20 protein-coding genes are annotated in these 26,521 nt (G+C 40.1%); 11 read left to right on the top strand and 9 right to left on the bottom strand.

The window, feature by feature from the left end:
• Window positions 1-91: 91 nt before the first annotated feature.
• On the bottom strand, window positions 92-952 hold the full coding sequence (locus HUN01_RS11485) for a uroporphyrinogen-III synthase (protein ID WP_181931375.1): 861 nt from the start codon (window positions 950-952) through the stop codon (window positions 92-94).
• Window positions 953-1,677: 725 nt separating this feature from the next.
• On the opposite strand from HUN01_RS11485, the gene HUN01_RS11480 reads away from it, so the two are divergent.
• Window positions 1,678-2,715: a glycosyltransferase family 4 protein gene (locus tag HUN01_RS11480; protein WP_238846186.1), complete on the top strand. Its 1,038-nt coding sequence runs from the start codon at window positions 1,678-1,680 to the stop codon at window positions 2,713-2,715.
• Here HUN01_RS11480 and HUN01_RS11475 read toward each other — a convergent pair.
• Complete coding sequence (locus tag HUN01_RS11475) at window positions 2,669-2,917, bottom strand: hypothetical protein (RefSeq protein WP_181931374.1); 249 nt, start codon at window positions 2,915-2,917, stop codon at window positions 2,669-2,671. The two genes, HUN01_RS11480 and HUN01_RS11475, sit on opposite strands and share 47 nt — an antisense overlap.
• Window positions 2,910-3,143, bottom strand: a complete 234-nt coding sequence (locus HUN01_RS11470) for a hypothetical protein (RefSeq protein ID WP_181931373.1) — start codon at window positions 3,141-3,143, stop codon at window positions 2,910-2,912. Before HUN01_RS11470 ends, HUN01_RS11475 begins: the two co-directional genes overlap by 8 nt.
• Window positions 3,144-3,845: 702 nt before the next feature.
• Between HUN01_RS11470 and HUN01_RS11465 the strand changes: the two genes are divergently transcribed.
• The 4 genes from HUN01_RS11465 to HUN01_RS11450 all read left to right on the top strand — a co-directional run bounded on the left by HUN01_RS11465 (window position 3,846) and on the right by HUN01_RS11450 (window position 10,569).
• A complete protein-coding gene (locus tag HUN01_RS11465) occupies window positions 3,846-6,518 on the top strand; it encodes a beta strand repeat-containing protein (RefSeq protein WP_181931372.1) in 2,673 nt (890 codons plus the stop codon).
• 418 nt (window positions 6,519-6,936) lie between these two features.
• Window positions 6,937-7,743 (top strand): hypothetical protein, encoded by an 807-nt coding sequence (locus HUN01_RS11460; RefSeq protein WP_238846184.1) that lies wholly within the window; start codon window positions 6,937-6,939, stop codon window positions 7,741-7,743.
• A gap of 471 nt (window positions 7,744-8,214) precedes the next feature.
• Window positions 8,215-9,444, top strand: coding sequence for an MFS transporter (locus HUN01_RS11455; protein ID WP_181931371.1), 1,230 nt, complete (start codon window positions 8,215-8,217; stop codon window positions 9,442-9,444).
• Between the two features lie 147 nt (window positions 9,445-9,591).
• The gene (locus HUN01_RS11450; RefSeq protein ID WP_181931370.1) at window positions 9,592-10,569 is read left to right on the top strand and encodes a hypothetical protein; all 978 of its coding nucleotides are present in this window, start codon (window positions 9,592-9,594) and stop codon (window positions 10,567-10,569) included.
• Window positions 10,570-10,645: 76 nt separating this feature from the next.
• On the opposite strand, the gene HUN01_RS11445 is transcribed toward HUN01_RS11450, so the two are convergent.
• The gene (locus tag HUN01_RS11445) at window positions 10,646-12,190 is read right to left on the bottom strand and encodes a hypothetical protein (protein ID WP_181931369.1); all 1,545 of its coding nucleotides are present in this window, start codon (window positions 12,188-12,190) and stop codon (window positions 10,646-10,648) included.
• 189 nt (window positions 12,191-12,379) lie between these two features.
• On the bottom strand, window positions 12,380-13,825 hold the full coding sequence (locus HUN01_RS11440) for a deoxyribodipyrimidine photo-lyase, 8-HDF type (protein ID WP_181931368.1): 1,446 nt from the start codon (window positions 13,823-13,825) through the stop codon (window positions 12,380-12,382).
• A gap of 253 nt (window positions 13,826-14,078) precedes the next feature.
• On the opposite strand from HUN01_RS11440, the gene HUN01_RS11435 reads away from it, so the two are divergent.
• Both HUN01_RS11435 and HUN01_RS11430 read left to right on the top strand, forming a co-directional pair.
• Window positions 14,079-14,633 (top strand): 1,2-dihydroxy-3-keto-5-methylthiopentene dioxygenase, encoded by a 555-nt coding sequence (locus HUN01_RS11435; protein WP_181931367.1) that lies wholly within the window; start codon window positions 14,079-14,081, stop codon window positions 14,631-14,633.
• A 61-nt stretch (window positions 14,634-14,694) separates the two neighbouring features.
• Window positions 14,695-15,534 (top strand): DUF4351 domain-containing protein, encoded by an 840-nt coding sequence (locus HUN01_RS11430; protein WP_181931366.1) that lies wholly within the window; start codon window positions 14,695-14,697, stop codon window positions 15,532-15,534.
• 5 nt (window positions 15,535-15,539) lie between these two features.
• Here the strand turns inward: HUN01_RS11430 and HUN01_RS11425 are convergent, their stop codons facing one another.
• Window positions 15,540-16,337, bottom strand: a complete 798-nt coding sequence (locus tag HUN01_RS11425; RefSeq protein WP_181931365.1) for a hypothetical protein — start codon at window positions 16,335-16,337, stop codon at window positions 15,540-15,542.
• A 367-nt stretch (window positions 16,338-16,704) separates the two neighbouring features.
• Here HUN01_RS11425 and HUN01_RS11420 point away from each other — a divergent pair, with 367 nt between their 5' ends.
• The 4 genes from HUN01_RS11420 (at window position 16,705) to ftsH4 (ending at window position 20,614) form a co-directional block, all read left to right on the top strand.
• Complete coding sequence (locus HUN01_RS11420) at window positions 16,705-17,148, top strand: TOBE domain-containing protein (RefSeq protein ID WP_181931364.1); 444 nt, start codon at window positions 16,705-16,707, stop codon at window positions 17,146-17,148.
• A 159-nt stretch (window positions 17,149-17,307) separates the two neighbouring features.
• Window positions 17,308-17,985 (top strand): DsbA family oxidoreductase, encoded by a 678-nt coding sequence (locus tag HUN01_RS11415; protein WP_181931363.1) that lies wholly within the window; start codon window positions 17,308-17,310, stop codon window positions 17,983-17,985.
• A gap of 477 nt (window positions 17,986-18,462) precedes the next feature.
• Complete coding sequence (locus HUN01_RS11410; protein WP_181931362.1) at window positions 18,463-18,648, top strand: DUF2949 domain-containing protein; 186 nt, start codon at window positions 18,463-18,465, stop codon at window positions 18,646-18,648.
• Window positions 18,649-18,739: 91 nt separating this feature from the next.
• Window positions 18,740-20,614: an ATP-dependent zinc metalloprotease FtsH4 gene (ftsH4, locus tag HUN01_RS11405; RefSeq protein ID WP_181931361.1), complete on the top strand. Its 1,875-nt coding sequence runs from the start codon at window positions 18,740-18,742 to the stop codon at window positions 20,612-20,614.
• Between the two features lie 151 nt (window positions 20,615-20,765).
• Here ftsH4 and HUN01_RS11400 read toward each other — a convergent pair whose 3' ends face one another.
• From HUN01_RS11400 to moeB, 3 genes are all read right to left on the bottom strand, one after another.
• Window positions 20,766-23,588 (bottom strand): right-handed parallel beta-helix repeat-containing protein, encoded by a 2,823-nt coding sequence (locus HUN01_RS11400; RefSeq protein ID WP_181931360.1) that lies wholly within the window; start codon window positions 23,586-23,588, stop codon window positions 20,766-20,768.
• A 350-nt stretch (window positions 23,589-23,938) separates the two neighbouring features.
• A complete protein-coding gene (locus HUN01_RS11395) occupies window positions 23,939-25,138 on the bottom strand; it encodes an MFS transporter (RefSeq protein ID WP_181932655.1) in 1,200 nt (399 codons plus the stop codon).
• Between the two features lie 89 nt (window positions 25,139-25,227).
• Window positions 25,228-26,400, bottom strand: coding sequence for a molybdopterin-synthase adenylyltransferase MoeB (gene moeB / locus HUN01_RS11390; protein WP_181931359.1), 1,173 nt, complete (start codon window positions 26,398-26,400; stop codon window positions 25,228-25,230).
• Window positions 26,401-26,521 lie beyond the last annotated feature (121 nt).

Genomic DNA, 26,521 nt, shown 5'->3' with positions numbered 1-26,521 from the left:
TGCTAGTCTAGAGTTGATTATGGTTGACTGTTTTAGATTCTCAAATGGTTAATGGGGCTAGTTTATATATATCAAAAGCTCCACACCAAAATCACAGAGGAAAAAATGCTGCGTAGGCGTAGCCCGTCGTAGACATCGCTTCAGCAAATCCCTCAAATGAACTATAATCCCTAGACACGATAGAGACATTCATACCCAACTTTCGCGCATTAGCAGTTGTATAAGGGCCGAAACATGCAATAATGCAACGTTCATAATCGCTTGGCGAATTGACCATTGTCAAAAAGCTTTCTACTTCCGCTGTGCTACTAAAGGCAATTACATCAATAATTCCTTGACGCATCAAGTTTAATTCAATACCGTAGATACTTTTGTTTAAACCCTGCGTGATATAGGTAGGGACACGAGTTACTTCTATACCCAATTTCTGCAAATCCGTAATTAAATTGGGTACAACATCAGGTTCAGGCAAACCAACCACTTCTGGAGCAGGTATCAGCACTTTTTTATCTTGAATTTGCGGAAGTTTCGCTAATTCAGCCACAATTCCGGCTGGGCTAGATTCTGCTGGAATTAAATCCACCTTGCCACAAAAAGACAATAAGCTTTCTGCATCTTTTCCTAAAGCACATAAGTGACATTTTTGTACCACAGAGATAGGAATATCTAAATCATTCATGCGGTGAAAAAATGCAGCGATCCCATTTCTACTGGTGAAGACAATCCAATCAAATTCGTCTATGTGATCTAGAGCAGCATCTAACTTAGTGTAGTTTGATAAATAGCAGGTTTCGATAGTAGGCATGACAACAGGTAAACCACCTTTCTTGATGATTTGTTCAGATAACCTATAAGCATAATTTCTCGGCGCTGTTACTAAAATTCTCTTGCCATATAGAGGTAATTCTCTAGATGGAGTCAGCAGGTTAATTTCTCTTGATTGGGTGTGCATTTGTTTATCGGAACAGGATTCAGGAGTTAGAATTCAGCATGAATTCTATACAACGGCTAGACTGAGCGCTCAGTCTAGCCGTTATACGCTGAATAATAGCGGTTCTCGCTTGAGTGAAGTATAAACAACCCAACTCCCTCTCTGCAAGCCAGGCTACGGTGTACACACAAAGTCAAATTACCCCCCTCAATCCTCCCAATGCATGCAGGATGGTTTCATACGAAAAAAGAAAAATACATAAGCCTTGATTTCTTGTTTTGTAGCATGGCTTTTTACCCCACTTCCATTCCTCTCCCCGAAACGGAGAGAGGCTTTGAAACCCAGTTTTAGTTTTTCTCTGGTTGTATGAAACCACCCTGCTCAATTCTCCCGATGCATGGTGGGAAAAAAGAAATCCGGTTCCCTCCCCTTTGCAACTACGGTGTACACACAAGTCGAATTACCCCCCTCAATCCCCCCGATGCATTGGGGGGAAGCCGGAAATCTAGTTCCCTCCCCTTTGCAAGGGGAGGGTTAGGGTGGGGTAAAACGCTGGTTAATCAGCTATTTAAGATTTGTGTGTACATCGTAGGCTTCGGGAAGGGGGTTAGGTCTATTTGCATACCTGTACCTCACCGGATTGAAAATGACTATATGACTCCTGAATTCTTTTTAATAAATCAAATGATGACATACAGCCTCCAATGAGGTCATGGTGTACATATCACATTTGATTCATCACTTATATGAACATTTTAATGCTATCTTCCACCTTTCCCTACCCAGCAACGCGCGGGGGAACCCAAGTCAGGACATTTAATTTACTTAAGTACTTGAGTCAACGCCATACTGTTACCCTTGCGACTCAACGCGAGAGCGATGTTACAGACGCAGAAGTAGCAGGATTACGCGATTGTGTGGATCATCTAGCCATTTTTGAACGCCCGCCAGATTCTCGAACCACCGGAATATTGCAGAAAATACAACGATTTGGTAGATTTTTGCAACAGGGGACACCCCCAAGTGTACTCAATCGTTACTCAGCTGAGATGCAAGCCTGGGTTGATAACTGGGTGGAAGCGGGGAAATGTGATGTGATTACCTGCGAACATAGCGTCAATGAAATTTATGTGCAGCCACATTTTCAGAAACAGCTAAAAACCATAGTTAATGTTCATAGTTCTGTTTACGCTACCTGTCGTAACCAACTAGCAACTGGCATTTCGGAAAATTCCCTCCGAGACAAAATTAATCTGCCACTTTTACGTCGTTATGAGCAAAGCTACTGTGCTAAGTTTTCGGCAATTGTCGCGACAACAGAAGAAGATAAAATTCAACTACAAGAATTTAACCCCAATAGTGAGATTACAGTTATTCCCAATGGCGTAGATTTAGTTTCTTTCCCCAACCGCACCAAAGATCCCGGAGGACATCGCTTAATTTTTATCGGTGCAATGGACAATTTAGCAAACATTGATGCTGTCTGCTTTTTCAGCAACGAAGTCTTGCCAGAAATCCAAAAATTGTATCCCAATACAACTTTCGATATTGTCGGTTCTCATCCGGTGCCAGAAGTTTTAGCACTTAATAAAAAGCCAGGGATTAATGTGCTTGGGCGTGTACCTTCGATGGCAGAATATTTACATCAAGCCACCATCTGCGTTGTACCCATGCGAACTGGGTTTGGCATTAAAAATAAAACTTTAGAGGCAATGGCAGCTGGTATACCTGTAGTAGCTAGCGATCGCGGTTTAGAAGGATTAGCCGTAGATGTTGCTGAGTAATCAAATAATTATCAACGTAGCGAAAAGCCGCTGCACCGTCGTAATCAGCAATGGCTATAGCTTGCAAGAAAACCTTTGAGGGAATTTCAAACCCTAAAAATTTTTCTGTTAAAATTAATAAATCTTCATCTGTGGCAGGAAAAGTAGTTTCTTCTGTCCCTTCCGAATCATAAAATATATCTTCAATTAATGCCTTATACACTTTGTACCTCCCCAAAAGCATAAGATGCAAAGCCTGTGATAAAGTTTAGCTGCTGATCGCGAGTTTGTAAGTTAACTGGGAGTTCAGTACCAGGACATCCTATCTCCCGTAAAATCTCTAAACAATAAGTACTGAGTTGAGTGTATGGAGCCTGCTCCAATTCTTGAGCTACTTCTAGAGCTATCTCCAGATTGACTTGGATAACCGTCTTTACAGGGTTGGTCATAAACACGCCCTCATAAACTGGATGCTCTCAGTTTTGATCACAAGGACAAATAGCGTAACGGTGTTTTTGCGGAATTTATGAAGAAGGGAAATTAAAATATCAGCGCATTTGCGGTAATGTATCGGAAGTTATGCAAACTAGGCTGAAAGCTAGGCAATTTTGATCTAAGTGCGAACGTTACCTTAATACGTATAATTATGTAAAAATAGTAATAAATCTTACCACAACCTTATAAATATTGCTGTGCCCCTACAACATAATCTATTCAATACTTTTTGGTTAAAGGGGAAAGGGTTTAAATTTACCTTTACCCCTTGCCTTTTAACCTTTACCCAGACGAAAAGAGAGATTCTTGGGTTTATCCGAAAAATTTTGATGGTCTATTTACTATTAATGGATACTTTAAAAAAGTAAAACAACCTATTCTCTTTATTTCAAAGAGAAAATGAATTTGTAGTGTATGAGTCTTATATTTTATTGTTTTCTAAAATTTATGGCACAGAATACCCGCATTTTGAGTCCCTTTAACAAATTTAAATAATTTTATTAAACAAGACCATTTTTCTCTCGCCAGATATATAAAATACCATTACTTATGTTGAAGTATATTTCATCATAAATTCATAATTCAAATCAATGTAGCATGCGAGTATTACGTTGATCAGGCGAACTTGATCTGCAAAACTATAAAGGTTATATATTATGTCCATTATTGTTGGTACTCCTAACAATGACTTTTTGGTGGGTACTAGTGGTGACGATCAGATTTCTGGTCGTGGAGGCAATGACAATATCTCCGGTGGTCTTGGAAATGACCTCATTGATGGTGGAGATGCTAATGATACGTTGGCTGGTGGTGGTGGCGATGATACATTTAAGGGCAGTCGAGGTGACGACAGCATTAATGGCGGAGATGGTGAGGATACCGCAGACTACAGCAACTTAGGTAAACGTGTCACCTTGTCAGGTGTAGGGACAGTTGAAAAAGCTGGTGGTTTTGGAACAGACACAGTTTTTCAAGTAGAGAAAGTAATTGCTGATGTCACTGTTGCCAACAACACTATAGATGCATCTCAATCTTTGTCTGGAGTACCTGCCGATGCTGACCTACAAGCTCAAACTATCTCTGCCCTCAATGTCCCTGGTCTGGGAACATTGACATTTAATGTAGTCAACTTTGATAATGTCATCGGCACAATTAACAATGACACTCTGAAGGGCGATAGCCAAAATAATCAATTAACTGGTCTTGCTGGTAATGACCTGATTGATGGTAGAGGTGGCAACGACAGCATTGATGGTGGACTGGGCAATGACACATTGTTCGGTGGTGCAGGTGATGACACCTTTAAAGGTGGTCAAGGTGACGACAGTATTAATGGTGGAGTTGGCACGGATACCGCAGACTACAGCAAATTAGGTAAAACCATCACCCTATCAGGTGTAGGGACAATCACCAAAGCTGATGGATTGGGAAAAGACCAACTTTTTCAAGTAGAGAAAGTCATTGCTGATGCTAGCGTTGCCAACAACACTATAGATGCATCTCAATCTTTGTCTGGAGTACCTGCCAATGCTGACCTACAAGCCCAAACTATCTCTGCCCTTAACGTTCCTGGTTTGGGAACATTAACATTTAATGTAGTCAACTTTGATAATGTCATCGGCACAATTAACAATGACACCCTGAAGGGCGACGGACAAAAGAACCAATTAACTGGTCTTGCTGGTAATGACCTGATTGATGGTAGAGGTGGCAACGACCTAATTGATGGTGGACAAGGCCGTGACACCTTGTTAGGTGGTGAAGGTAATGACACCATTAAGGGTAGTCAGGGTAACGACAGCATTAATGGTGGAGTTGGTACGGATACCGTAGACTACAGCAAGCTGGGTCAAACCATTACTCTCTCAGAAGTCGGGACAGTTAAAAAAGCTGGCGGATTGGGTCAAGACACTCTATCTCAAGTAGAAAAGATTATTGCTGATGCTAGTGTTGCTAACAACATTATAGATGCTTCCGCATCTTTAGCTGGTGTATCAATCACCGTTAATCTACAAAGCCAAACTTTGACAGCCAATAACGTTCCTGGTCTGGGGACATTGCCATTTACTGTAGTTAACTTTGATGATGTCATCGGTACAAATGCAGGTGACTTCATTGCTGGTGATAGCCAAAGTAACAAATTAACAGGTAATGGTGGCAATGACACATTTAAGGGCAGTCGAGGTAACGACAGCATTAATGGTGGAACGGGCTTTGATACCGTAGATTACAGTAGCTTAGGTAAAAAAATCACCTTGTCAGGTGTAGGGACAGTTGAAAAAGCTGGTGGTTTTGGAACAGACACAGTTTTTCAAGTAGAGAAAGTAATTGCTGATGCCAGTGTTGCCAACAACACTATAGATGCATCTCAATCTTTGTCTGGAGTAGCCGCTGTTGCTGACCTACAAGCCCAAACTATCTCTGCCCTTAACGTTCCTAGTTTAGGAACATTGACATTTGAGGTAGTCAACTTTGCTAATGTCATCGGCACAATTAACAATGACACCCTGAAGGGCGATAGCCAAAATAATCAATTAACTGGTCTTGCTGGTAATGACTTGATTGATGGTAGAGATGGCAATGACCTGATTGATGGTGGACTGGGTAATGACACATTGTTCGGTGGTGCAGGCGATGATACCTTCAAGGGCAGTCGAGGCAACGACAGCATTGATGGTGGAGATGGTACGGATACCGCAGACTACGGCAAACTGGGTAGAGCCATCACCCTATCAGGTGTAGGGACAATCACCAAAGCCGGTGGTTTTGGAACAGACACAGTATTTAAAGTAGAAACGGTTATTGCTGATGCTAGTGTTGCCAATAACACTATAGATTCCTCCGAATCTCTTGCTGGTGTATCTGTCATCGCTAATTTGCAGGAGCAAACTATCTCTGCTCTTAACGTTCCTAGTCTGGGGACAATAACATTTAATGTACTCAACTTTGATAATCTCATCGGCACAAATGCAAGTGACAGCATTACTGGCGATAGCCAAAATAACCGATTAGAAGGTAAAGATGGTAATGACACTATCTCTGGTGGCTTCGGTAATGATTCTATCACTGGTGGAAAAGGTAACGATGTTCTCACAGGTGGCGCTGGTGCAGATAAATTTATCTTCAACAGCGTTAATGAGGGTCTTGACACCATCAAAGATTACAACTTTGGTCAAAATGATGTAATCCAAGTATCTCAAACAGGGTTTGGTACTACTAGCCTCGGTGACTTTTCTTACGACAATACTAACGGTAATTTGTCTTTCCAAGGAACTCAGTTCGCCTTCCTTGAAAATCTCGCATCCAATTTGAGTATTCAGTTGGTCTAAAACTACTACTAGTCATAACCCAATGACAAGTTAAAGCTTTTTTGTAGTTTGTTATAAAAACACTGGCTATAGAACTAGTATTTGATTTTTGAAATACACGTAGGGTACGTTACTACTGAGATTTTTCATAAATAAATATGATTCCTATAGTAGTTGAGCAATAACAAATTGAGCGTGGTACAGACATGAGCAATTGTGTCTGTAAACCAGGCTAAAGTTGTGTTGCAAATGATGTTAGATTGTCAAGTATTAATAGCCAGACATAAACATATTTTGCAACATAAACATTAAATATAGTAGTTGTTTGAACTCTCTCCAATATTTGGCAGCGTATTGCCTTATGTTGGATGTTTAATTGTTGTATTTTAGTGATATTATTCTTTTTAATAAATTCAGGAGCAAGCCTGGTGGTATTGTTATGATCAATCGGTTTATGAAGTTATCTGTCAAATATTTACCAGTAATTACAGCTATAATAACGGTTCTTCCATTCCCAGCTAAAGCAGCTACATTTTTAGTAAATGAACGTGCTGCTTTCGGAGGTAATGATAAAGTGGATTGGGTAACTTTAGGTAAAGTATTTAATCCTGTAGCTCCTGACTTTTCTGCCTTTTTACCTAACTCTTTCTCAACAACCTCTCAGGATGGTTTAGGGTTGGATATAAATATAGCTCCAACTAATAATCCTCAAGTTACTCCACCGTTTGTCTTTCAAACTTTACCTCCACCTGGTATTCGGACTAACTTTGCCCAAGGAGATTTTATTCTTTTCGGAGGTATAGACCCAACAGGTTTTATCCCTCTTCCTCCTGGTACTCCTGATCCTGGTACTTTGGGGAACGGTGGGCCTTTTAGCATTAGTTTTGACCAGCCTGTTTTTGGTGCTGGTACTCAGATAGCTGTAGACGTTAGTAATTTAGAAGTTGAAACTTTTATTAACGCTTTTGATAATGCCAATAACCTGTTAGGTAGTTTCTCAGTTCTGAGTACTTCGTCGCTAGCATTAGATAATTCGGCAGTGTTCTTGGGCATTCGTAGTGACACTCCAAATATCTCGCGACTTGTTTTTAGCAGTTCTGCTCCACAATACGGCTTGGCCATTAATCAGTTAAGCATTATTGCAATTCCCGAACCGACTTACACCTTGGCTATATTAGCTTTTGGTGTTTCAAGTGCTGTTTTAAAAAGATGCCAACGCCTTCGCACTTCCACAATTTCTAAATAGCTTTTATTTCATAAGTTAGAGGTTTCATAAATATAGGACTCTGATTTGATTGTTGAAAATATGCTAAGACTAAAAATCCTATTTTATCAAGGTTTTATCTAAATTATTGTTCAACAATCAGAGATGATTCCTATACTCAAACTTATATATATAAGCACATAAGTTCCATATATTTTTATCTTTAGCGAAACTAAAGTCAATGTCATACAAAGAATTAGAACACATCATAGACACTAAAATACAAAAAGCTATACGGAAGCACGAGACGATAGTTGCTTTCATTAGTAGTATTATTGGTTTGATTTTTATAATGGGTTTGTTCCACGCTATTTCACTAAACCACGCTCAAATTCACACATTTTGCTTGAACTGATTACATTTAATTCAATGGATATTGACATTCAAGCATTCCCTGATGTCTACAAAACTAATCCAGGTTACGCATATTTTTTATAAAAGTGAATTGCACCTATGGAGAGTAAAAATAATGGCAGAGCTATATTCGTCTTATTTTTGACTGTATTTATAGACTTGCTCGGCTTCGGAATTATTCTGCCGATACTGCCTTTGTATGCTGAACAATTCGGCGCAAAACCTAATGAAGCGACTTTACTTGTAGCTATTTATTCTTTAATGCAGTTCTTATTTGCACCATTATGGGGCAGATTTAGCGATCGCTACGGTCGTCGTCCGATTCTATTACTCACTTTATTTGGTTCTGTAATAGCATACGCAGGGTTAGGCTTTGCCAACTCATTATGGATTTTGTTTTTTGCTCGTAGTCTGGCGGGGATTATGGCAGGGAATATCTCTACTGCTCAGGCGTACATCGCAGATATTACCACGCCAGTTAATCGCGCTCGTGGCATGGGGATGATTGGGGCAGCTTTTGGTCTTGGCTTCATTCTCGGCCCAGCAATCGGAGGTCTTCTGATCGGGTCAGATCCAGACAACGCTAACTTCCATCTACCGTCGTTGTTTGCAGCCGGATTATCTTTATTGGCATTGCTTTGTGCTTTGGTATTACTTCCAGAATCTCTAAATTCTGAAACTAGAGCCAAAATGCAAGCTCATCGCTACCGCCAACGACGGCTGAACTTCCTACAAGTGTTGCAGCGTCCACAGTTTTGTGTGCTTGTTGGCATCTACTTTTTTGTTACCTTTGCTGTTGCAGCGATGGACTCTACATTGGCTTTATGGTCTAAGCAGCAATTAAACTGGGGCCCTCAACAAACTAGTTATCTTTTTGCCTTCATGGGGATTGTCAGCACAATCATTCAAGGAGGACTCCTCGGATTTCTCAAGAAACAATTGGGTGAAATAAAGTTACTTACCTGGGGGATAGTAGGGTTAGGTTTAGGATTACTACTAATTGGATTAATTGGATTCTCACAAAGCTTAATTTTATTGTTGGTAGCCACCACCCTTGTGGCATGGGGAATTAGTGTCAGCCAACCAATATTAAACAGTCTGATTTCCCAGATGACAGCCCCAGAAGAACAAGGACAAATATTAGGAATTGCTAGTTCTTGCTCTGCGTTGGCACGTATCGGTGGGCCAATATGGGCAGGGGTTGGTTTTATGAAATTTGGGAGTTCTGCTCCTTTTTTGAGTGGATTTTTAGTAATGCTAGTAGCTTTGACTCTTAGTTTGCGAGTTACTAAAAGTGCATCTGAATCAAACACAGAACGTGTTGCCTGACAATCTAAGTCTTAGAGGATCTCTTAAAAGTTATGGCTGATGTATTCAAAACTTTAGATCCTCCTAAATCCTCCTTTTTAAGGAGGACTTTGAGAAGGTTATTCCCCCTTTTTATTAAAAATTACGAATTACTAATTACGAATTAATATGACAGGCCGCCGAGTATTGTTTTTAGGCATCTTTGTAAGCATCCTCCTCACCTACGCAATTTGGATCGGTGGGAGTATTCCTGCAAGTATCATCAAACTTCCTGACCAAGGATTAAACTGGTACTACTGGAAACTTCCCCAACCAACCTTTTGGAGTCGAGCGACGGCTTGGGGTATGTACCTTGGGCATCAGTTTAGCATTTGGGCGTGTATCTTGTGGGCGCAGCGATCGCAGTTGAAATACAAATCAGCGTTGCACCCGATTAATTACCTCATGCTGGCCATTAATGGTGCATTCATTGCATTACACTTTCTCCAGACTTATATTTGGTACGATGCTCTCGCTCAAGATACTTCAATTTGGGCTTCTCAAGGTGCGGTTGTACTTCTACTAGTGTTCGTACTGATTTTAGAAACGCCTCGACGCGGTTTGTTTTTTGGCAATTCTGTTCCATTCCATCAACAGTTTTTGCAAATTATCAAGCTGTACCACGGCTACTTTTTCTCCTTCGCCGCTATCTATACCTTCTGGTATCATCCAATGGAAGCGACTTCGGGGCACTTAATTGGTTTTTTCTATATGTTCTTGCTTCTGCTCCAATCGTCGTTGATCTTTAACCGCACCCATGTAAATCGTTGGTGGACATTCTCTTTGGAAGTTACGGTGCTTTTACATAGTGTCATTGTGTCGTGGATGCTAGGACAAACAAAGTGGCCAACATTTCTCTTTGGTTTTCTCGGCATTATGGTGCTTACTCAGCTTCACGGTTTACCTCTGGGTATCTGGACTAAACGTACTATCTACGGAGCCTTTCTAGTGAGTGTACTGGCCGTTTATGCACTAACTGAACGCGGCTTGGGTAGAATTTACGAAATAACCTATATCCCTCTGATTGAGTTTGGGCTTGTGGGCGTAATTTACTTAATTTTCCTGCTCATCTTATGGACAATTTCTCGTTTACCTGTGAAGACGTAATATCATGTTAACTCCAGTAAGCTGAATTGCAAAATTAGGATATGATATTAAATATTTGGGTTATTTAAGATAAATTTTAAAGAATTGAAATATTGTTTAAGTGTCCATAATTATGTCCTTTATTATCACGTTGTATAGGATAAGAAGCATTCTGTTTTGAAAGAATTGATTCTGCCCAATTATTAAGACTTCTATCGGAAATCCAATGTTCAAATTCATGTAGAGAATACACAATTGGCGGTATATTCAACCCCATACGAGAGCAATAGTCCGTTTGCTTTACCATCTCTTCAAATATTGTAGATGCAGCAATACTGTCATAAAAAGTCAAAATAAGAGGAATCACTGGCTTGTCGTAAAGATTTAAAGCTTTTACTGTGCTGCCAATTTGCTCAAATGCAGAATGAATTCGACACCAAACATCGGCAAGTTTATCAACATGAAAATAGGCGCTTGTATCGGCAGACATAATACTACTTTTGCATTCTAATAAGATATATGAGCTTAAAGTTTCAATGAGAAAATCAGCACGCTTATCTTTGCTAGAGGTAGAATTTTTGATTTCGGGAATTCTATGAAAAGAATTAGGAATAATAAAAGGAAGAAGTGTATTTTCAAGATAATCCTCGAATGAGCGACTTAATAATCCTTCTAACCTTTTCCTAGTACTATCCTCGAAAACAAGACCTCTAATCTGATTCCAACAAGATTCAGAAAAAGAGAAAGGATCTGGCAAACAGAATTTTTCACTATTCAATTTAATAAAAGGAACTTCTAGAAAATAATTGTAAAATAGAGGTTGATAATAATCAGGAACACTATTAAGTGTTTGATTGATTCTATTACGAAAGGAATTATCAGCTTCCGAGGAAAAAAGCTCACTATTTTGCTGAACAAATATTTTTATGTGTTCTGTGTTAATACCTTGTTTTTGAACTTCAACATCTATATCTAGAAATTGAGAGAAGTCCCAAAATCCTTTTCTATTATAAGAATTGCCAAACACCATTAAGCAACCTAGAATTTGTTTAAAGTAATTTATTTTACTTAGCTTTGTACGCTCAACAAAATCATCTGAAAATTTTTTATCGGAATGTTTATCCAGTAGCTCAATAAATTTTATCGTTCGATGTATGCGAGCAACTGGATATCCAAAACCTGCATTTTGAAAAGCTATTAGCCTTTGTGAGAATAAACCAGCTACATGAGTGTGAATTACTTCTAAATTCAAAACATTACTCAATTTCAACGACCAATTACGTGCTGTATTTTCATGTTCAGTTTCCCACTTTTGGATAGAACTTAATAGAGCTTCTGCTTCTTTATCCAGAATACGTTTGTCTGAAATGGTATGTTGATCCCAATTGTGGTAAGCATTAATTAAGCTGTCAAACACCTCAACACTAATATCCCCACGCCGATAGGGATTACCTCCACTAGCTAGTAACATAAGTCGGACAGCATAGTTACGTTCAGTATTGCTATGCAACCAATCTAAAGGCTCCGAGTATTTTTTCGGTTCCCACTTTTGCCAGCATTTCTTAGCTCCAATTTCTAGAACGGATGTTGAGTTGTAGCGGCGAATAAACTCACGTAGCTCAGAAAAACTTTTGAAATCCATTTTTAGTGAAAGAGCAGCAAGCTAAGATTGGACGTATCAAAATTATTATCATGATACCATATCAGCCTTAACTAAACATTAGATAGATATTTCCATAAATTAATTATGTGTTTCCCAAAATTATTGGTAAGCACAATTCATGAATTATGCCTATTCATTGTCGGAAAATTCTATTAAAAAATCACAATTTTACTCACCACCACTAATGTTTTTTTGTTGTTGATAACGTAGTTTAAACTGGTTTTGTTGGATTTTATGATCCACAATTGGGTCGGGATAGCCAACAGCATGACGTTCTAAAGGTGGAATTTTACCAGTAACTAAATATTCGGTATCTACAGACCGCAATTCTGATACCCATTGCCGAATATATTCCCCCTCTGGATCAAATTTTTGCGTTTGACTAGCTGGGTTAAAAATCCGCACAGGTTTAGGGTCCATACCGCTAGAAGCACTCCATTGCCAACCGCCATTATTAGCAGATAAATCACCATCAATCAGCTTTTGCATAAAGTATTTTTCTCCCAATTGGGGATTAATTAGCAAGTCTTTGGTGAGGAAACTAGCAACAATCATTCGACAACGGTTGTGCATCCAGCCACTTTCGTTTAACTGGCGCATTGCTGCATCCACAATTGGGTAGCCAGTTCTTCCTTCACACCAAGCTTGGAAATGTTCTTCGTTAGTTTCCCAAGGAAAGTTCTTAAAGGTTTCACGGAAAGCACCATCAGCTAATTCGGGGAAGTTATACATTGCATGTTGATAAAACTCCCGCCAAGCTAATTCCTGTTGCCATGTGCGGATATTAACTGCTGTTTCTTCACTGCGGCTGTTTTCTAGTGCTTCTATGGTGGCTTGCCAAACAGTGCGAATGCCAATTACGCCAAATTTCAAAGCTGCACTCAGTTGTGATGTTCCATCAACTGCGGGAAAATTTCGCTGTTCTTGGTATTCAGTAATAGCTTTAGCAGTAAATTCTTCTAGCCGTTCTTGTGCCGCCGCTTCTCCTGGTGGAATAATCAATTGTTCATCCCAGATAAATCCTAAATCTTTTGCTGAAGGTAATGCGATCGCTCCTGCAAGTTTTGCAATTTTCTGTTCAGCTTCTGTTAAACCCTCAACATTTTGCAGTGTTTCTAATGGTTGAGCCTTCGGTTTAGTAATCCAATTTTTCCAGAAGGGGGTGTAAACCGTATAAGGTTGATTACCACCCGTGCGGATCTCATCTGGGGAGTTGAGGATTTGATCCCAGTTTTGGTTCAGAAACTCAATGCCTTTTTCTTTGAGGGCATTTATGATGGTGCGATCGCGTTCTTGTGAATAAGGTTCGACATCCCAATTCCAAAAAACAGCTTTAGCTGTTAAAGCCTCTGCTAAAGCTGGTATCGCTTGTACAGGATCAGCATGGAGGATTAATAACTCACTGCCAGCTTTAGCATATCGCTCTTGGAGTTTCTGCAAGCAGCCAATCATATAAGTTACTCTCACAGGAGCAACATCATCCCGTTCTAAAATATGCGGATCAAGGCAAAACACGCCCACCACTTTCGGACTCCGCCGTTTTGCCGCAGCCAGTCCCGTATTGTCAGAAATGCGTAAATCGCGCCGATGCCAAAACAGAATTAAGTCAGACATTCCATGCTATATATAGTTCACCCGTACTAGCTTAGATGTTAGTGGTACCAATGAACATCATTCTGGCGATAAATTTCTTTTGTTGATTGGGCATTGATTATTCTGAAGCTCCATTTCCTTCATCTCCTCAATCTTTCCATGCCCCATGCCCTATGCCCCATTCCCGAAAACTCCGGTTTGTCAGTCGGGAATAGTGGCTTATTAACTCAAAGTTGAGTATACTCTTCTTAACAGTTAATTAGTCTTTTTGGTCATGGCTAACCTACTACTTGACGACGGTACGATTGAGAGCGATTTAGGCGAAATAGCTCGTGAACTTGCGCCTCTTGGCATTCAACTCAGACACTACGACCCAGGAACATCGCTCCTCTTCCCCAATCTGTTAGACCAGGACGTTTTAACTGAGTCAGAGAAACGTTATTGTGTAGAACTCCATAACAGCGTCTTTGAATTTATTCAGCAAGAAAATGGCGCTCTGTGGTGTGACTTGCTAAATGTGCATCCAGGTTCCTTCAATCTTCACCACCTGATAACGACTTACGGCCGTTACCATACTCATCCTGCGGCTGAACCCCTCTACGTGTTGGCAGGAGAAATGATTTATGGTTTCGTGCGACCTGATGGCAGTCAGGTACAGCTTTTAGTTCAGGCACAAGACTATCTCTACATTCCTGCTGGCGTTGAGCATTGGTGTAGCCCAACTGCATCGTTGAATTTCAAAGGGATACGCTATTTTGCCATAGCCGAAGGTTGGGTTCCCAATTATACAGGTACTCAAGTTAGTGATTCGCTCAACAAGCCGCGTTAAGGCTCAATTTTATAATCGCAAACTGTGATATTTATTACTTAATGCTTTAATTAAAAACTCAATGTCCATCGATAACGTTTGCCGCTATCTTTCAGAACAGTATCCCAAAAGCTTTGCCACCTGGTTGTTAGGTAGAACCCCAGCAGACGTTAAAGACCTCAAAACTGAGTTGAGCGTTGAGCCAGTTAGAGCAGACTGCATTATTCTGCTAAATCCCCAAGAGGAGATTCTCCATCTAGAGTTCCAAGTTGCACCTGTATCAGTCCCGCCAATGCCGATTCGGATGCTAGACTACTATGCGAGGCTGCGTCGGCAATACAGTTTTTATCCCATTGAACAAGTTGTCATCTATCTCAAAGAAACTACTGCAAACGCAGTTTTTATCGAACAATTTACCGATACTAATACAGTTCATCGCTTCCGTTCAATTCGGATTTGGGAGCAAGACCCCGCTCCTTTGTTAGCATCTGTTGGTCTTCTACCCTTAGCAGTTCTGGCGCGAACAGATTCCCCTGAATCTTTGCTCTCTCAAGTTGCTGCTCAGGTAGATATGATTGAAGAACCTAGCCAGCAAAGAAATATCTCAGCCTGTACTCAGTTGCTTGCAGGGTTAAAATATAACAACAATCTCATCACAAGCCTTTTGCGGGAGGAGCTTATGCAGGAATCTGTGGTCTATCAAAGAATTATTAGACAAGGAATTGAGCAGGGGAGACGAGAAGAGGCATTGTCAGTAATTATGCGCCAACTTCCTCGGCGAATTGGTATAGTTGCTCCAGAATTGCGATCGCAGATTGAAGCATTATCTCTAACTCAATTAGAAGATTTGAGCGAAGCGCTATTAGATTTCTCGACAGCAACAGATTTGATCGGGTGGTTCAATAGTATTAAAGAAAGCTGACTACTTTACTCAACTTCCTCACAGAGAATTAACAGTTTTTCCATCGCCTCTGCTAGAGAAATCAATTCTATCCAAGAGGAACCACTAACTAAATTTTGGGCGTGAGCTAATCGGTTTCGCAACTGTTCAGCAGACTTGAGAAAGCGTTCACCAAACCGCTTGGACTTTAATCCTAGTTGCTGGAGAAGTTCTGGCTGATTTAAAATCAACTCTCGCTTATCACAGAATTGCAGATAATCTAATAAATCGGTAGCTTCGTTTCTTTCTTGGCTCTCTCGCCATAGCCGTTGAGCAACTTCTAAGCGTTCAGGTTTGAGGACTTTTTGCCAAGAATCTTGAGGATAATAAATCCGCACCAGCCGCAGCAAATTCATTTCTAGTAGCGTTACTAAGCCAAACAGTAACATTCGCGCGGGTGCTTTCTGCAAGTCGCCACAGGTAACAATACCACTCACTTGATTGCAATCTAAGACAAACAATCGCGGAGTTTGTTGCAAAATTGGTAGTAACTTTATAAGTGGGGTGGAAATGGCTATTAGTTCTTTTGGATGAAACACCCGTTGATAGTCGCTACATTTTCCTGCTTTGCCTTGAATCAAATTAGAGCGTTCTACATAACCGCTGATAATATCTCCTGTCTCAACACCGATAACGTCAAAGTTCTTTTCCTGCATCCAATGCAGCACTTTTGTCACCTCAGCATCAGCTGGCATAGCTTTTAGCGGTTCTGCTACGTATTCAATAGTTATATTGTTCTCAAATAAACTCCGCAGGTCTTGAGAACGCGATTTTAGGTGTTTCATCCCCCTGCTGTGAACTCACATTAAATCATCCTACGGCACTTAGCGATCGCCACTATAATTTTCACTCAGATTACTTCTGCGTAGGTGTAGCCCAACTTAGACAACGCTATCTCAACAAATACCATAGACCAATATCATACTATCCTAGTTAGGATAAAGATAGTGGCGGTTAGACATTTTCCAGTAACAAAATATTTTGCAACTACAAAAAAATAAATATTTATGTAGTTATCTATATCAGATTAGTTGATTAATTTTCGCTAAAAATGCCAAAAATTCTCGCAAAAAAAATGTTATTACTAAAACGACATATCGAATTAATACTTGGTAGAATTTTACCAAGATAACCAAAATTGATAATATTATTATGCCAAGAAAAGAACAAGGATGGGTTACATTTCAAACCTCAGAGGACGAGCGGAAGATTCTAGAGGAGTTCTGCGAACAGTCTCAACGCACCAAGACTGAGATTTTGAGAGAACTTGTGCGTAGTCTCACTCAGCACTCGTCAGTGCCAGTATCACCACCAACTCAGCATGAAAAACAAGAAGATATCTACACTCAAAAGCCTGACATAGAAAGTAGTATTCAAAAGAAATCACTAAAAGTTAGCTCTCGCAATATTCTTAAAGGTGTTGTTAAACGAGTTGTTTATGGAGCAGTTAATAGTGAGGTAACTTTGGAAATTATTCATAAAGTAGAATTAACCTCAATTATCACTAGAGCTTCCGCAGAAGAGTTGGAACTATCTGAGGGAAAAGAAGCTTATGCAGTCATTAAATCTAACGATATTGTCATTGCTAGAGAATAGAAATACTTAGAGGATGTTTATAAATCAAATATTAAGGTATATTTGGTGCGTTACGACCGAATCATATTTTCTCTCAAAATCATATACCGTCGTCGGTCTAACACACCCTACTATAAATTTTATCTTTATTTTATAAACACTCTCTAAGCATGAAATGATATGGAACCGATTCGTATTTTTTACTTTTCCGATGTTCTCTGCGTTTGGGCTTATATTGCTCAGATTCGTTTGGATGAGTTGACAACAACCTTTGAAGACAAGATTGCCATCGCACAGCACTTTGTCCCCGTCTTTGGTGTTGCTCGTGAAAAACTGGAAAACCGATGGCGCGAACGCGGTGGATTGCAAGGATACAGCGATCATGTCCAGGAGGTTGCGAAAAAGTTCGATCACATCACCGTTCATCCTGATATTTGGACTAAAGTTACACCATTTTCATCCACATCCTGTCATTTGTTTCTCCATGCGATTCAACTACTAGAAGCGAAGGGTTTAGTAGAGCAAAATCAACAGGTATTTGAAAAAGCAACCAGGGCATTTCGGGAGGCGTTTTTTACCCAACTGGCAGACGTTTCTGACCGCAAGGTACAATTTGGAATTGCGGAGGAATTAAGACTGCCGATCGCAGCTATCGAAGCTCAGATCGATAGTGGTGAGGCTTATGCCAAGCTATCCCAGGATTTTGAATTAGTCAAAGAGCATACAGTTACAGTCAGTCCCACCCTAATTTTTAATGAAGGACGGCAGAGACTCAACGGCAATGTCGGCTATCGGGTCATCGAAGCCAATATTCGGGAGTTACTGCACAATCCTCCGGGAGAGCAATCCTGGTGTTAGGGAATTGCCTTAATTGAAAGACGCGATCGCATTATTAAGCCGCCAAAATGTATATTGCACATAAATTTCAGCAGTTTTAAGCATGACCGGAGGGGCGCTTTGCTCTTTGCTGAGGGAGCGAAAAAGAGAAATAACATTATGGAAGAGGATATGGGATTTATCTTTGTGTCTCATAATATCTGCGTTTTTTGTAACAGCGTTTTCTTCAGCAAAATTTTCTCATTTCTAGTGGTGTTAACTCTTTGAGTACGGTAAACCGTATTTGTTCGTTAGTTCCCAAAGATTAATTTAATTGTTAAGTTTAGTTACATAAATAAAAAAGCTGCAAATATTGCTAGACAGGAAAAATTATGACGATGGGTAGTATTCTTGAGGATCAAGACAAATTAAACAACTTTGCGATGCAACTTGAACATTGCATCACACAAGTCAAGCTCTCTCAGAAATAAAACTTATTTAACATTGTTTAACATTGCGATGAAAGCTACAGATCAATTGGTGCATTTTTTAGAAGCAGAGTTGGGTATTTCTGATGGAGCAATTTCTCTTGCTTTGCGGCATTGTGAGCAGACACCCAACTTTCTAGCCATGACCCTCTGGCAGTATGGGCTGGTAACACTGGATCAGTTAGCCCAAATTTTTGATTGGTTGGAAACAGTATAAGCTGCTGCTTCAGCTATTCAGATGGTAAATAGCGGACTTTCTGCAAAAGTCACATTTTCAACAGTTTTGATTTTAAGGATTGGTAACATCTATGGCAATTAAAGAACAGCCTAAGTCACCTCGGTTTCGGATCATCGCTAATATATTACTGGCAGTATCAGGGCTATTCCTGCTCTTAAATTTATTTTTGCCTGGTTTATTTGCTTCTGGCCCTACTGGTGTTCCTTATAGCTTATTCATTCATCAAGTCCAAGAAGGGGAAGTCGACCGCGTTTCCGTCGGTCAAAATGAGATTCGCTACCAACTAAAAACAGACAGTGCCGAGCCAGGACAGGTGTTTGCAACTACACCAATTTTTGATTTAGAGTTACCCAAACTGTTAGAACAAAAAGGAGTTGAGTTCGCCGCTACACCTCCACCCAAGAATACTTGGTTTACAACCCTCTTAAGTTGGGTGATTCCACCACTGATTTTTATTGGTATTTGGCAGTTCTTTCTCGCTCGTGGCGCTGGTGGCGGTGGCCCCCAAGGTGCGCTTTCCATTGGTAAGAGCAAAGCTAAGGTTTACGTTGAAGGCGAATCAGCTAAAATTACCTTTGCAGATGTAGCTGGGGTAGAAGAAGCGAAAACTGAGTTAGTGGAAATTGTGGATTTCCTCAAGACTCCGGGACGCTTTACACAAATTGGCGCTAGGATTCCCAAAGGTGTGCTGTTAGTTGGCCCTCCGGGTACTGGTAAGACACTTTTAGCGAAAGCCGTAGCAGGGGAAGCAGGAGTTCCATTCTTTAGTATTTCTGGTTCCGAGTTTGTAGAATTGTTTGTCGGTGTGGGTTCTTCCAGGGTGCGGGATTTGTTTGAGCAAGCTAAAAAACAAGCTCCTTGTATTATATTCATTGATGAATTAGATGCGATCGGTAAGTCTCGTAGCAGTAACGGCTTCTACGGCGGTAACGATGAGCGAGAACAGACCCTCAACCAATTACTCACAGAGATGGATGGGTTTGCAGCTGGAGATGCAACGGTAATTGTCCTAGCAGCTACCAACCGCCCCGAAAGCCTTGACTCTGCATTGCTACGTCCAGGGCGCTTTGACCGCCAAGTTTTGGTAGACCGTCCCGATTTATCTGGTCGGGAAGCAATTCTCAAGATTCACGCTCAAAAGGTAAAATTAGGAGATGATGTAAATTTAAAAGCGATCGCTACTCGTACTCCTGGTTTTGCTGGTGCAGATTTGGCAAACTTGGTAAATGAAGCAGCATTATTAGCAGCCCGAAATATGCGTGAAAGTGTTGCTCAAGAGGACTTCGCCGAAGCAATTGAACGGGTAGTCGCAGGTTTAGAGAAAAAGAGTCGCGTCATGAACGAGACTGAGAAAAAGATTGTTGCATACCATGAAGTCGGTCACGCAATGGTCGGGGCGCTAACTACAGGAAACGGTCGTGTAGAAAAGATTTCGATTATTCCCCGTGGGATGGCTGCTTTGGGCTACACTCTGCAATTACCAACTGAAGACCGCTTTTTGATGAATGAACATGAATTGCGGGGTCAAATTGCAACTCTATTAGGTGGACGTTCCGCCGAAGAGATTGTGTTTAACAGTATTACAACAGGTGCTTCCAACGATTTGCAACGAGCAACTGACTTGGCAGAACGGATGGTAACATCTTATGGTATGAGCAAAGTCTTAGGGCCATTAGCTTACCAACAAGGACAACAATCGATGTTTTTGGGTAATGGTGGAGCTAATCCCCGGCGGGCGGTGAGTGAAGACACATCCAAAGCTATTGATAGCGAAGTCAAGGAAATCGTGGAAACAGCCCACGAAGAAGCCCTAGAGATTCTTAGACAGAATCGAGACTTGCTAGAAGCGATCGCAACTCAACTCTTAGAAACAGAAGTCATTGAAGGCGAAAAACTGCACAATTTGTTGAGTCAGGTTAAACCTGTAGCTCATACTAATTCCTAATTACAACAATGTAATTCAACCATAAGGTAAGGGCACATAGCTGTCATTGGTGGCAACTTAACGTAAAAAGTTTAGTTTGCCCCTGGTGTCAGCTATGCTATATCTGCCCCATTTTGTAATTAATGATTTGGTAAATGGGATAATAAATTTACTAAAGTTCAGGTGGAATATCATTTAAACTAAATGTCCGCATTGATTCGCCAGAGAGATTTTCTCTCACAATACGGGTTTTAATTCGTCTCACCATTTTTTCAAAAATATTGCGTACATCCCGACCATTAGCAAAGTTATTTCCTCGATTTTCATACATATTGATGAATATAGTTTTCAAGCGCTCTGATACATTTTCAGTACATATCCATCCAGTTTTATTGTTATTACACATTGTCAGGAAAATAGAGTGCATTTCCTCACCTGTATAGTCAGGAAAATCTATATGAAAAGCAATGCGAGATTTTAAGCCAGAATTACTATTAAGAAAACTTTTCATCTCATTGGAATATCCAGCAAAAATCACAACTAGACGATGCCGATAATTTTCCATTAAGGCAATGAGAGTATTTATTGCTTCTCTTCCATACTCATCATGTATACCATTTGCTAAAGAATAAGCTTCATCAATAAATAAAACACTATCCAAAGCAGATTCAACTAATTCAGTTGTTTTTGATGCTGTTTGTCCTAAATATATAGCAACTAAAGAATCACGTTGAACTTCTATAAATTCTCCTTTTTGTAAAATTCCTAGTTCTTTAAATATTTCTCCTATTAAGCGAGCAATAGTGGTTTTTCCTGTTCCGGGATTGCCAGAAAAAAGCATGTGTCTAGTTTCTGATTCTTCAACTTCATGTCCTTCTTTTTTCAAACGTTGATTGGCAATTTCAGTATTAACAATTTCTAAGACTGCTTCTTTTACTGAGTCTAAACCAATCATGGTTTCTAATTGATCTAGCAATAATTCTAGGCGGCTGTTGTCAGATTTAATAGTTCTATTAGTATTTTGCTCTTTTGATTCTTTCGTCAACTCTTTTTTACTTTTTTCAGATGAAATATTCTCAGATATGGTATTATTTTTTGAATTTTTATTTTCTTTATTTTCTATGTATCCACTCACAATACAATCATTAGCTATGTACCAATCTTGTCGCTTATTATCAAAAACATTACAGTTATGAACTCTGAGATTACTTCTATCATCAAGATATATTCCTATACTTGCATTCGTAAAAATATCACAGTCTTCTATTGTACCTTGCCCATTATTTGTAACCTGAATTCCATTAGTTTGCCCATCATGTATTTGGCATTTACGAATCGTTGGATTACCTCCATTGTCAATATATATACCTGGATAAGCATTTGCAAAAATATCACAGTCTTCTATTGTGCCTTTACCTTTATTCTTTATCGAAATTCCATTAGTTTGCCCATCATGTATTTGGCATTTACGAATTGTAGGATTACCTCCATCATCAATGTATATACCTTGATGAGCATTCGCAAAAATATCACAGTCTTCTATTATGCCTTGCCCATTATCTGTAACACAAATTCCATTATTTTTCCCATCATGTATTTGGCATTTACGAATCGTTGGATTACTTCCATTATCAATAAATATACCTGGATTAGCATTCGCAAAAATATCACAGTCTTCTATTGTGCCTTGACCTTTATCTGTAACCCGAATTCCATTAGTTTTCCCATCATGTATTTTGCATTTACGAATCGTAGGATTACTTCCATTATCAATAAATATACCTGGATTAGCATTCGCAAAAATATCACATTCTTCTATTGTGCCTTTACCTTTATTCTTTACTGAAATTCCATTACTTTGCCCATCATGTATTTTGCATTTACGAATCGTAGGATTACTTCCATTATCAATAAATATACCTGGATTAGCATTCGCAAAAATATCACAGTCTTCTATTGTGCCTTGCCCATTATCTGTAACCCGAATTCCATTACCTTGCCCATCATGTATTTGGCATTTACGAATCGTAGGATTACCTCCGTCATCAATGGATATACCTGAATAAGCATTCGCAAAAATATCACATTCTTCTATTGTGCCTTGACCTTTATTATTTACCCAAATTCCAGTATGCCCATCATGTATTTTGCATTTACGAATCGTAGGATTACCTACATAATCAATATATATTCCAGATTCACTATTAGCAAAAATATCACATTCTTCTATTACACCGAAAGCGTTCTCTGTCACCCAAACCCCGTAACTTTGTCCATCATGAATTTTGCATCGCCGTACTATCGGATTAGCCCTATTTTCAATGTATATACACGAATGAGCATTGGCAAAAATATCACAATCCTCAATAAGACCTAAAGCTTTGTCTGTTAACCAAATACCATTTTTTATACAGCCATGTATTTTACATCCACTAATTTTTGGATTGGCATCTTGCCCAATAGTTACTCCTGGATGATTATTAGTAGTAATATCACAACCTTCAACAATGCCTTGAGTTTCGTTTCCAAAACATAACCCACCATTAATTTTGCATTGCCGAATTGTAGGGTTAGTTTTTTGACCTTGAATAAAAACACCTACCCACTCTGACGCTATTTCACAATCTTCTAGCATCAATTCCCCTTGAGGGATATACACAGCATTACCATAGCTGAATGGATGCCTTATAGTTAAATTTTTTATTTCAGATAGATGCGTTTGCATTTTTATACAGTTTTTGTCAGTCCCTGTGATAACAATATCTCTTCGCAGTCCATCACCAATGATAGTTAAAGGCTTATCAATAATAATACTTTCTTGATAAATACCACGACGAACCAAAATAGTTGCATCGGGGGAAGCATCATCAATTGCTTCGCTTATACTTTGGTAGCATCCTGATTCTCCCTGAGAAACAATAAGCTTTTTTGAGCCAAAAAAGAGCATAAGATTTTTTTTAAGCGTAGTAATACATATAAGCTTAAAACAACCCAAGTCTATTTTGCAGGCAGGTTAGAGACTAATTTTAAAAGAAGTAATTGATTATTACGAGATACAATAAATTATTAAATAATACTTTATTAAGTTTATGCTAAAAATGGAACTTTTAAAAAGGTTAACATTTTTTTGTGTATAAAATAACAAAACAAATTACAAAGCCGGTTTAGTATCCCCAGCCAGAGAATCTAAACGTAAACGCTCATAGGAGCAGTAACTCAAAAAGTCGGCGCTGCTGAATAAGGGGATGAATGTCTCACGCAAAGATGCAAAGAAAATCTATAAAATCATCCCGCATTTATGCAACGCCAGATTTTGATAAATTTCATCAAGCCAAAGATATTGCATTAAACCTCTGCGTTCCTCTGCGTTTCAAAAATGCCACTTACTGCAATACAAACACCAGCTACGAAAAATGCCAATGCACCCCCAGTTGCACCGATAAAAGGTGTTATTGCTTGTAACTTGGGAAATATAACACCAAACAAACTCATCGCTAAAGCAAATCCACCAAAATACATCCCAATTCCTAATCCCGCCCATCGCTGAGGTACTAGTTCTAAAGCAAAAGGAATTGCCCCATTGACAATTAAGCTAAAGCTAGCAACGATTAATAGAATTATCGGAATTTGTGCGCCCACAGATATCATCATTAGTAACGAGGGAATGATTGCACAGATCCCACAAAGCATTGCTTGACGATTACCAATTTTGACGGCGAAGATTCCTGCTGGTATGCTGGCAATTGCGATCGCTAATCCGATCCACACCATAAGCACATCAATATTATCAGTATTCAGTTGAGCTTTCAGTACTTTTCCCAAGACATCAAAGAGAAATCGGATACCCCACGCTACACCAAAACCAGTTACTAAAATCAAAGCCAATTTTTGTAACGGCAACTTTACTACTTCTATTTGGTGTCTATCCACAGGTGCTTCTGGAGGATTGACTAATCGCAACACAGCCGCCGCCGCCAGCATGACGAAAGAACCGATCGCAAAGGTATAAACTGGCCCTAAGCTGAGAATAAACTTGTGGCTTATCGGTCTAAAAGCCCCAATTACACCACCTGCTAAAGTTACAACACTTGCTGCTAAAGGTAACTGGGCTGGTGTAGAATACATCCCCAACAGGCACATCGCTGGAGAACGAAATATTGTCATTGCTAATGCCCAGGCTACCAATACTATAGGTAATAGCGATCGCATCACGGTAGTAGCTGGAATAAAACTCACAACACATGGTATGGCAATGAACAAAGCCGATGCGAGAATCATACCTACTGAGATGAAGGGAAACCGAGTCCCTACCCAGCGCCTAGCTTGATCTGAAAGTCCGCCCATCACAGGTTCCAGCACTGCACCCAAGGCATTTTCGACTATCACCAAGCCAACTGCCAGAGAGGCGGGAAAACCAAACTGAGTTAAAAGTTGTGGCAAATATATATTATAAATTAACCAGGTGAGGGTAATTGCTCCCTGTACCGCTGCCAACACCCAAACTTGCACCCATAAAATATTGAGATGAGATTTTGAGGCAATCATAAGGAGATGGGAATGGGGAATGGGGAATGGGGAATGGGGAATGGGGAATTGGGAATTGGTATTTTTCCCCATTCCCCCTTCCCGCTGCCCTAATACTCTGGAACTGAGGGATCGATTTCTCGACTCCAAGCGGTAATTCCGCCTTTGACATTAGTCCCGACAATCCCAGCTTCCTTGAGAATGGCGAGGGCTTTTGCCGATCGCCCGCCCATCTTACAATGAGCAATTAAGCGGTGTCCGTTCAATATTTCCTTCACCTTGGCAACGCCATTCCCATTTTCAATGTCTGGTAATGGTACCAACACTGAACCCGGAATCTTGGCAATGTCGTACTCATTAGGGTTGCGGACATCCAGCAGTACAAAATCCTTTGCACCACTATCCAGCAATTCCTTCAAATCCTTAACGGTCATTTCTTGACTTTCCATCTGCTGTTTTGCCTCCTCTGCCTTAGCTTGTGGAATTCCGCAGAATTCTTCGTAGTCTACCAGCTTTTCAATCACTGGGCGAATTGGGTTAGGACGGAGTTTCAACTCCCGAAATTTCATATCTAAGGCGTTGTATAACAGCAATCGTCCATTGAGAGTGTTACCTTGTCCTAGAACAATTTTGACAGCTTCAGTTGCTTGGATTAAACCAATAATTCCTGGCAAAATTCCCAATACGCCACCCTCTGCACAAGAAGGAACCATTCCTGGTGGTGGTGGTTCTGGGAAAAGGTCACGATAATTCGGCCCACCTTCGTAGTTAAATACAGTAGCTTGCCCTTCAAAGCGTAAAATTGAACCGTAGACGTTGGGCTTATTCAGCAATACGCAAGCGTCGTTAACTAGATATCTGGTGGGGAAGTTATCAGTACCATCCACGACGATATCGTAAGGTTGAAGAATTTCCAGGGCGTTTTCGGAAGTTAAGCGAGTTTCGTATAAATCAACCTGACAATAGGGGTTAATCTCGTGAATGCGGTTTTTTGCCGATTCAATCTTGGGTTTACCCACCCAAGATGTCCCGTGGATTACTTGGCGTTGCAGATTAGAAGTATCGACAACATCGAAATCGACAATCCCAATGCGTCCAATACCCGCCGCCGCCAGATATAAAAGTAGTGGTGAACCTAGTCCACCTGTACCGATACACAATACACTGGCGGCTTTCAGGCGTTTCTGTCCTTCTAGTCCTACTTCCGGTAAAATCAGGTGTCGGGAGTAGCGTTCGTAATCGTCTTTGGTCAACTGGATTTCGTCCAGATTGGGGTTGAGCATAGCAGTTATGATCTGGGAGAGCGGAATATTATCCTATCGAAAAACTGTATCTGTTATGGAGATGTCTAGTGGGGAAGATGAATTTTCATCCGTGGTAGCGGCTAAAACCGTTACGAGTGAA

The sequence above is a fragment of the Nostoc edaphicum CCNP1411 genome, assembly GCF_014023275.1.
In the GTDB taxonomy this organism is placed as follows: domain Bacteria; phylum Cyanobacteriota; class Cyanobacteriia; order Cyanobacteriales; family Nostocaceae; genus Nostoc; species Nostoc edaphicum_A.
Note: the sequence above shows the minus strand (reverse complement) of the source record. Positions and strands in the feature narration are given on the sequence as shown.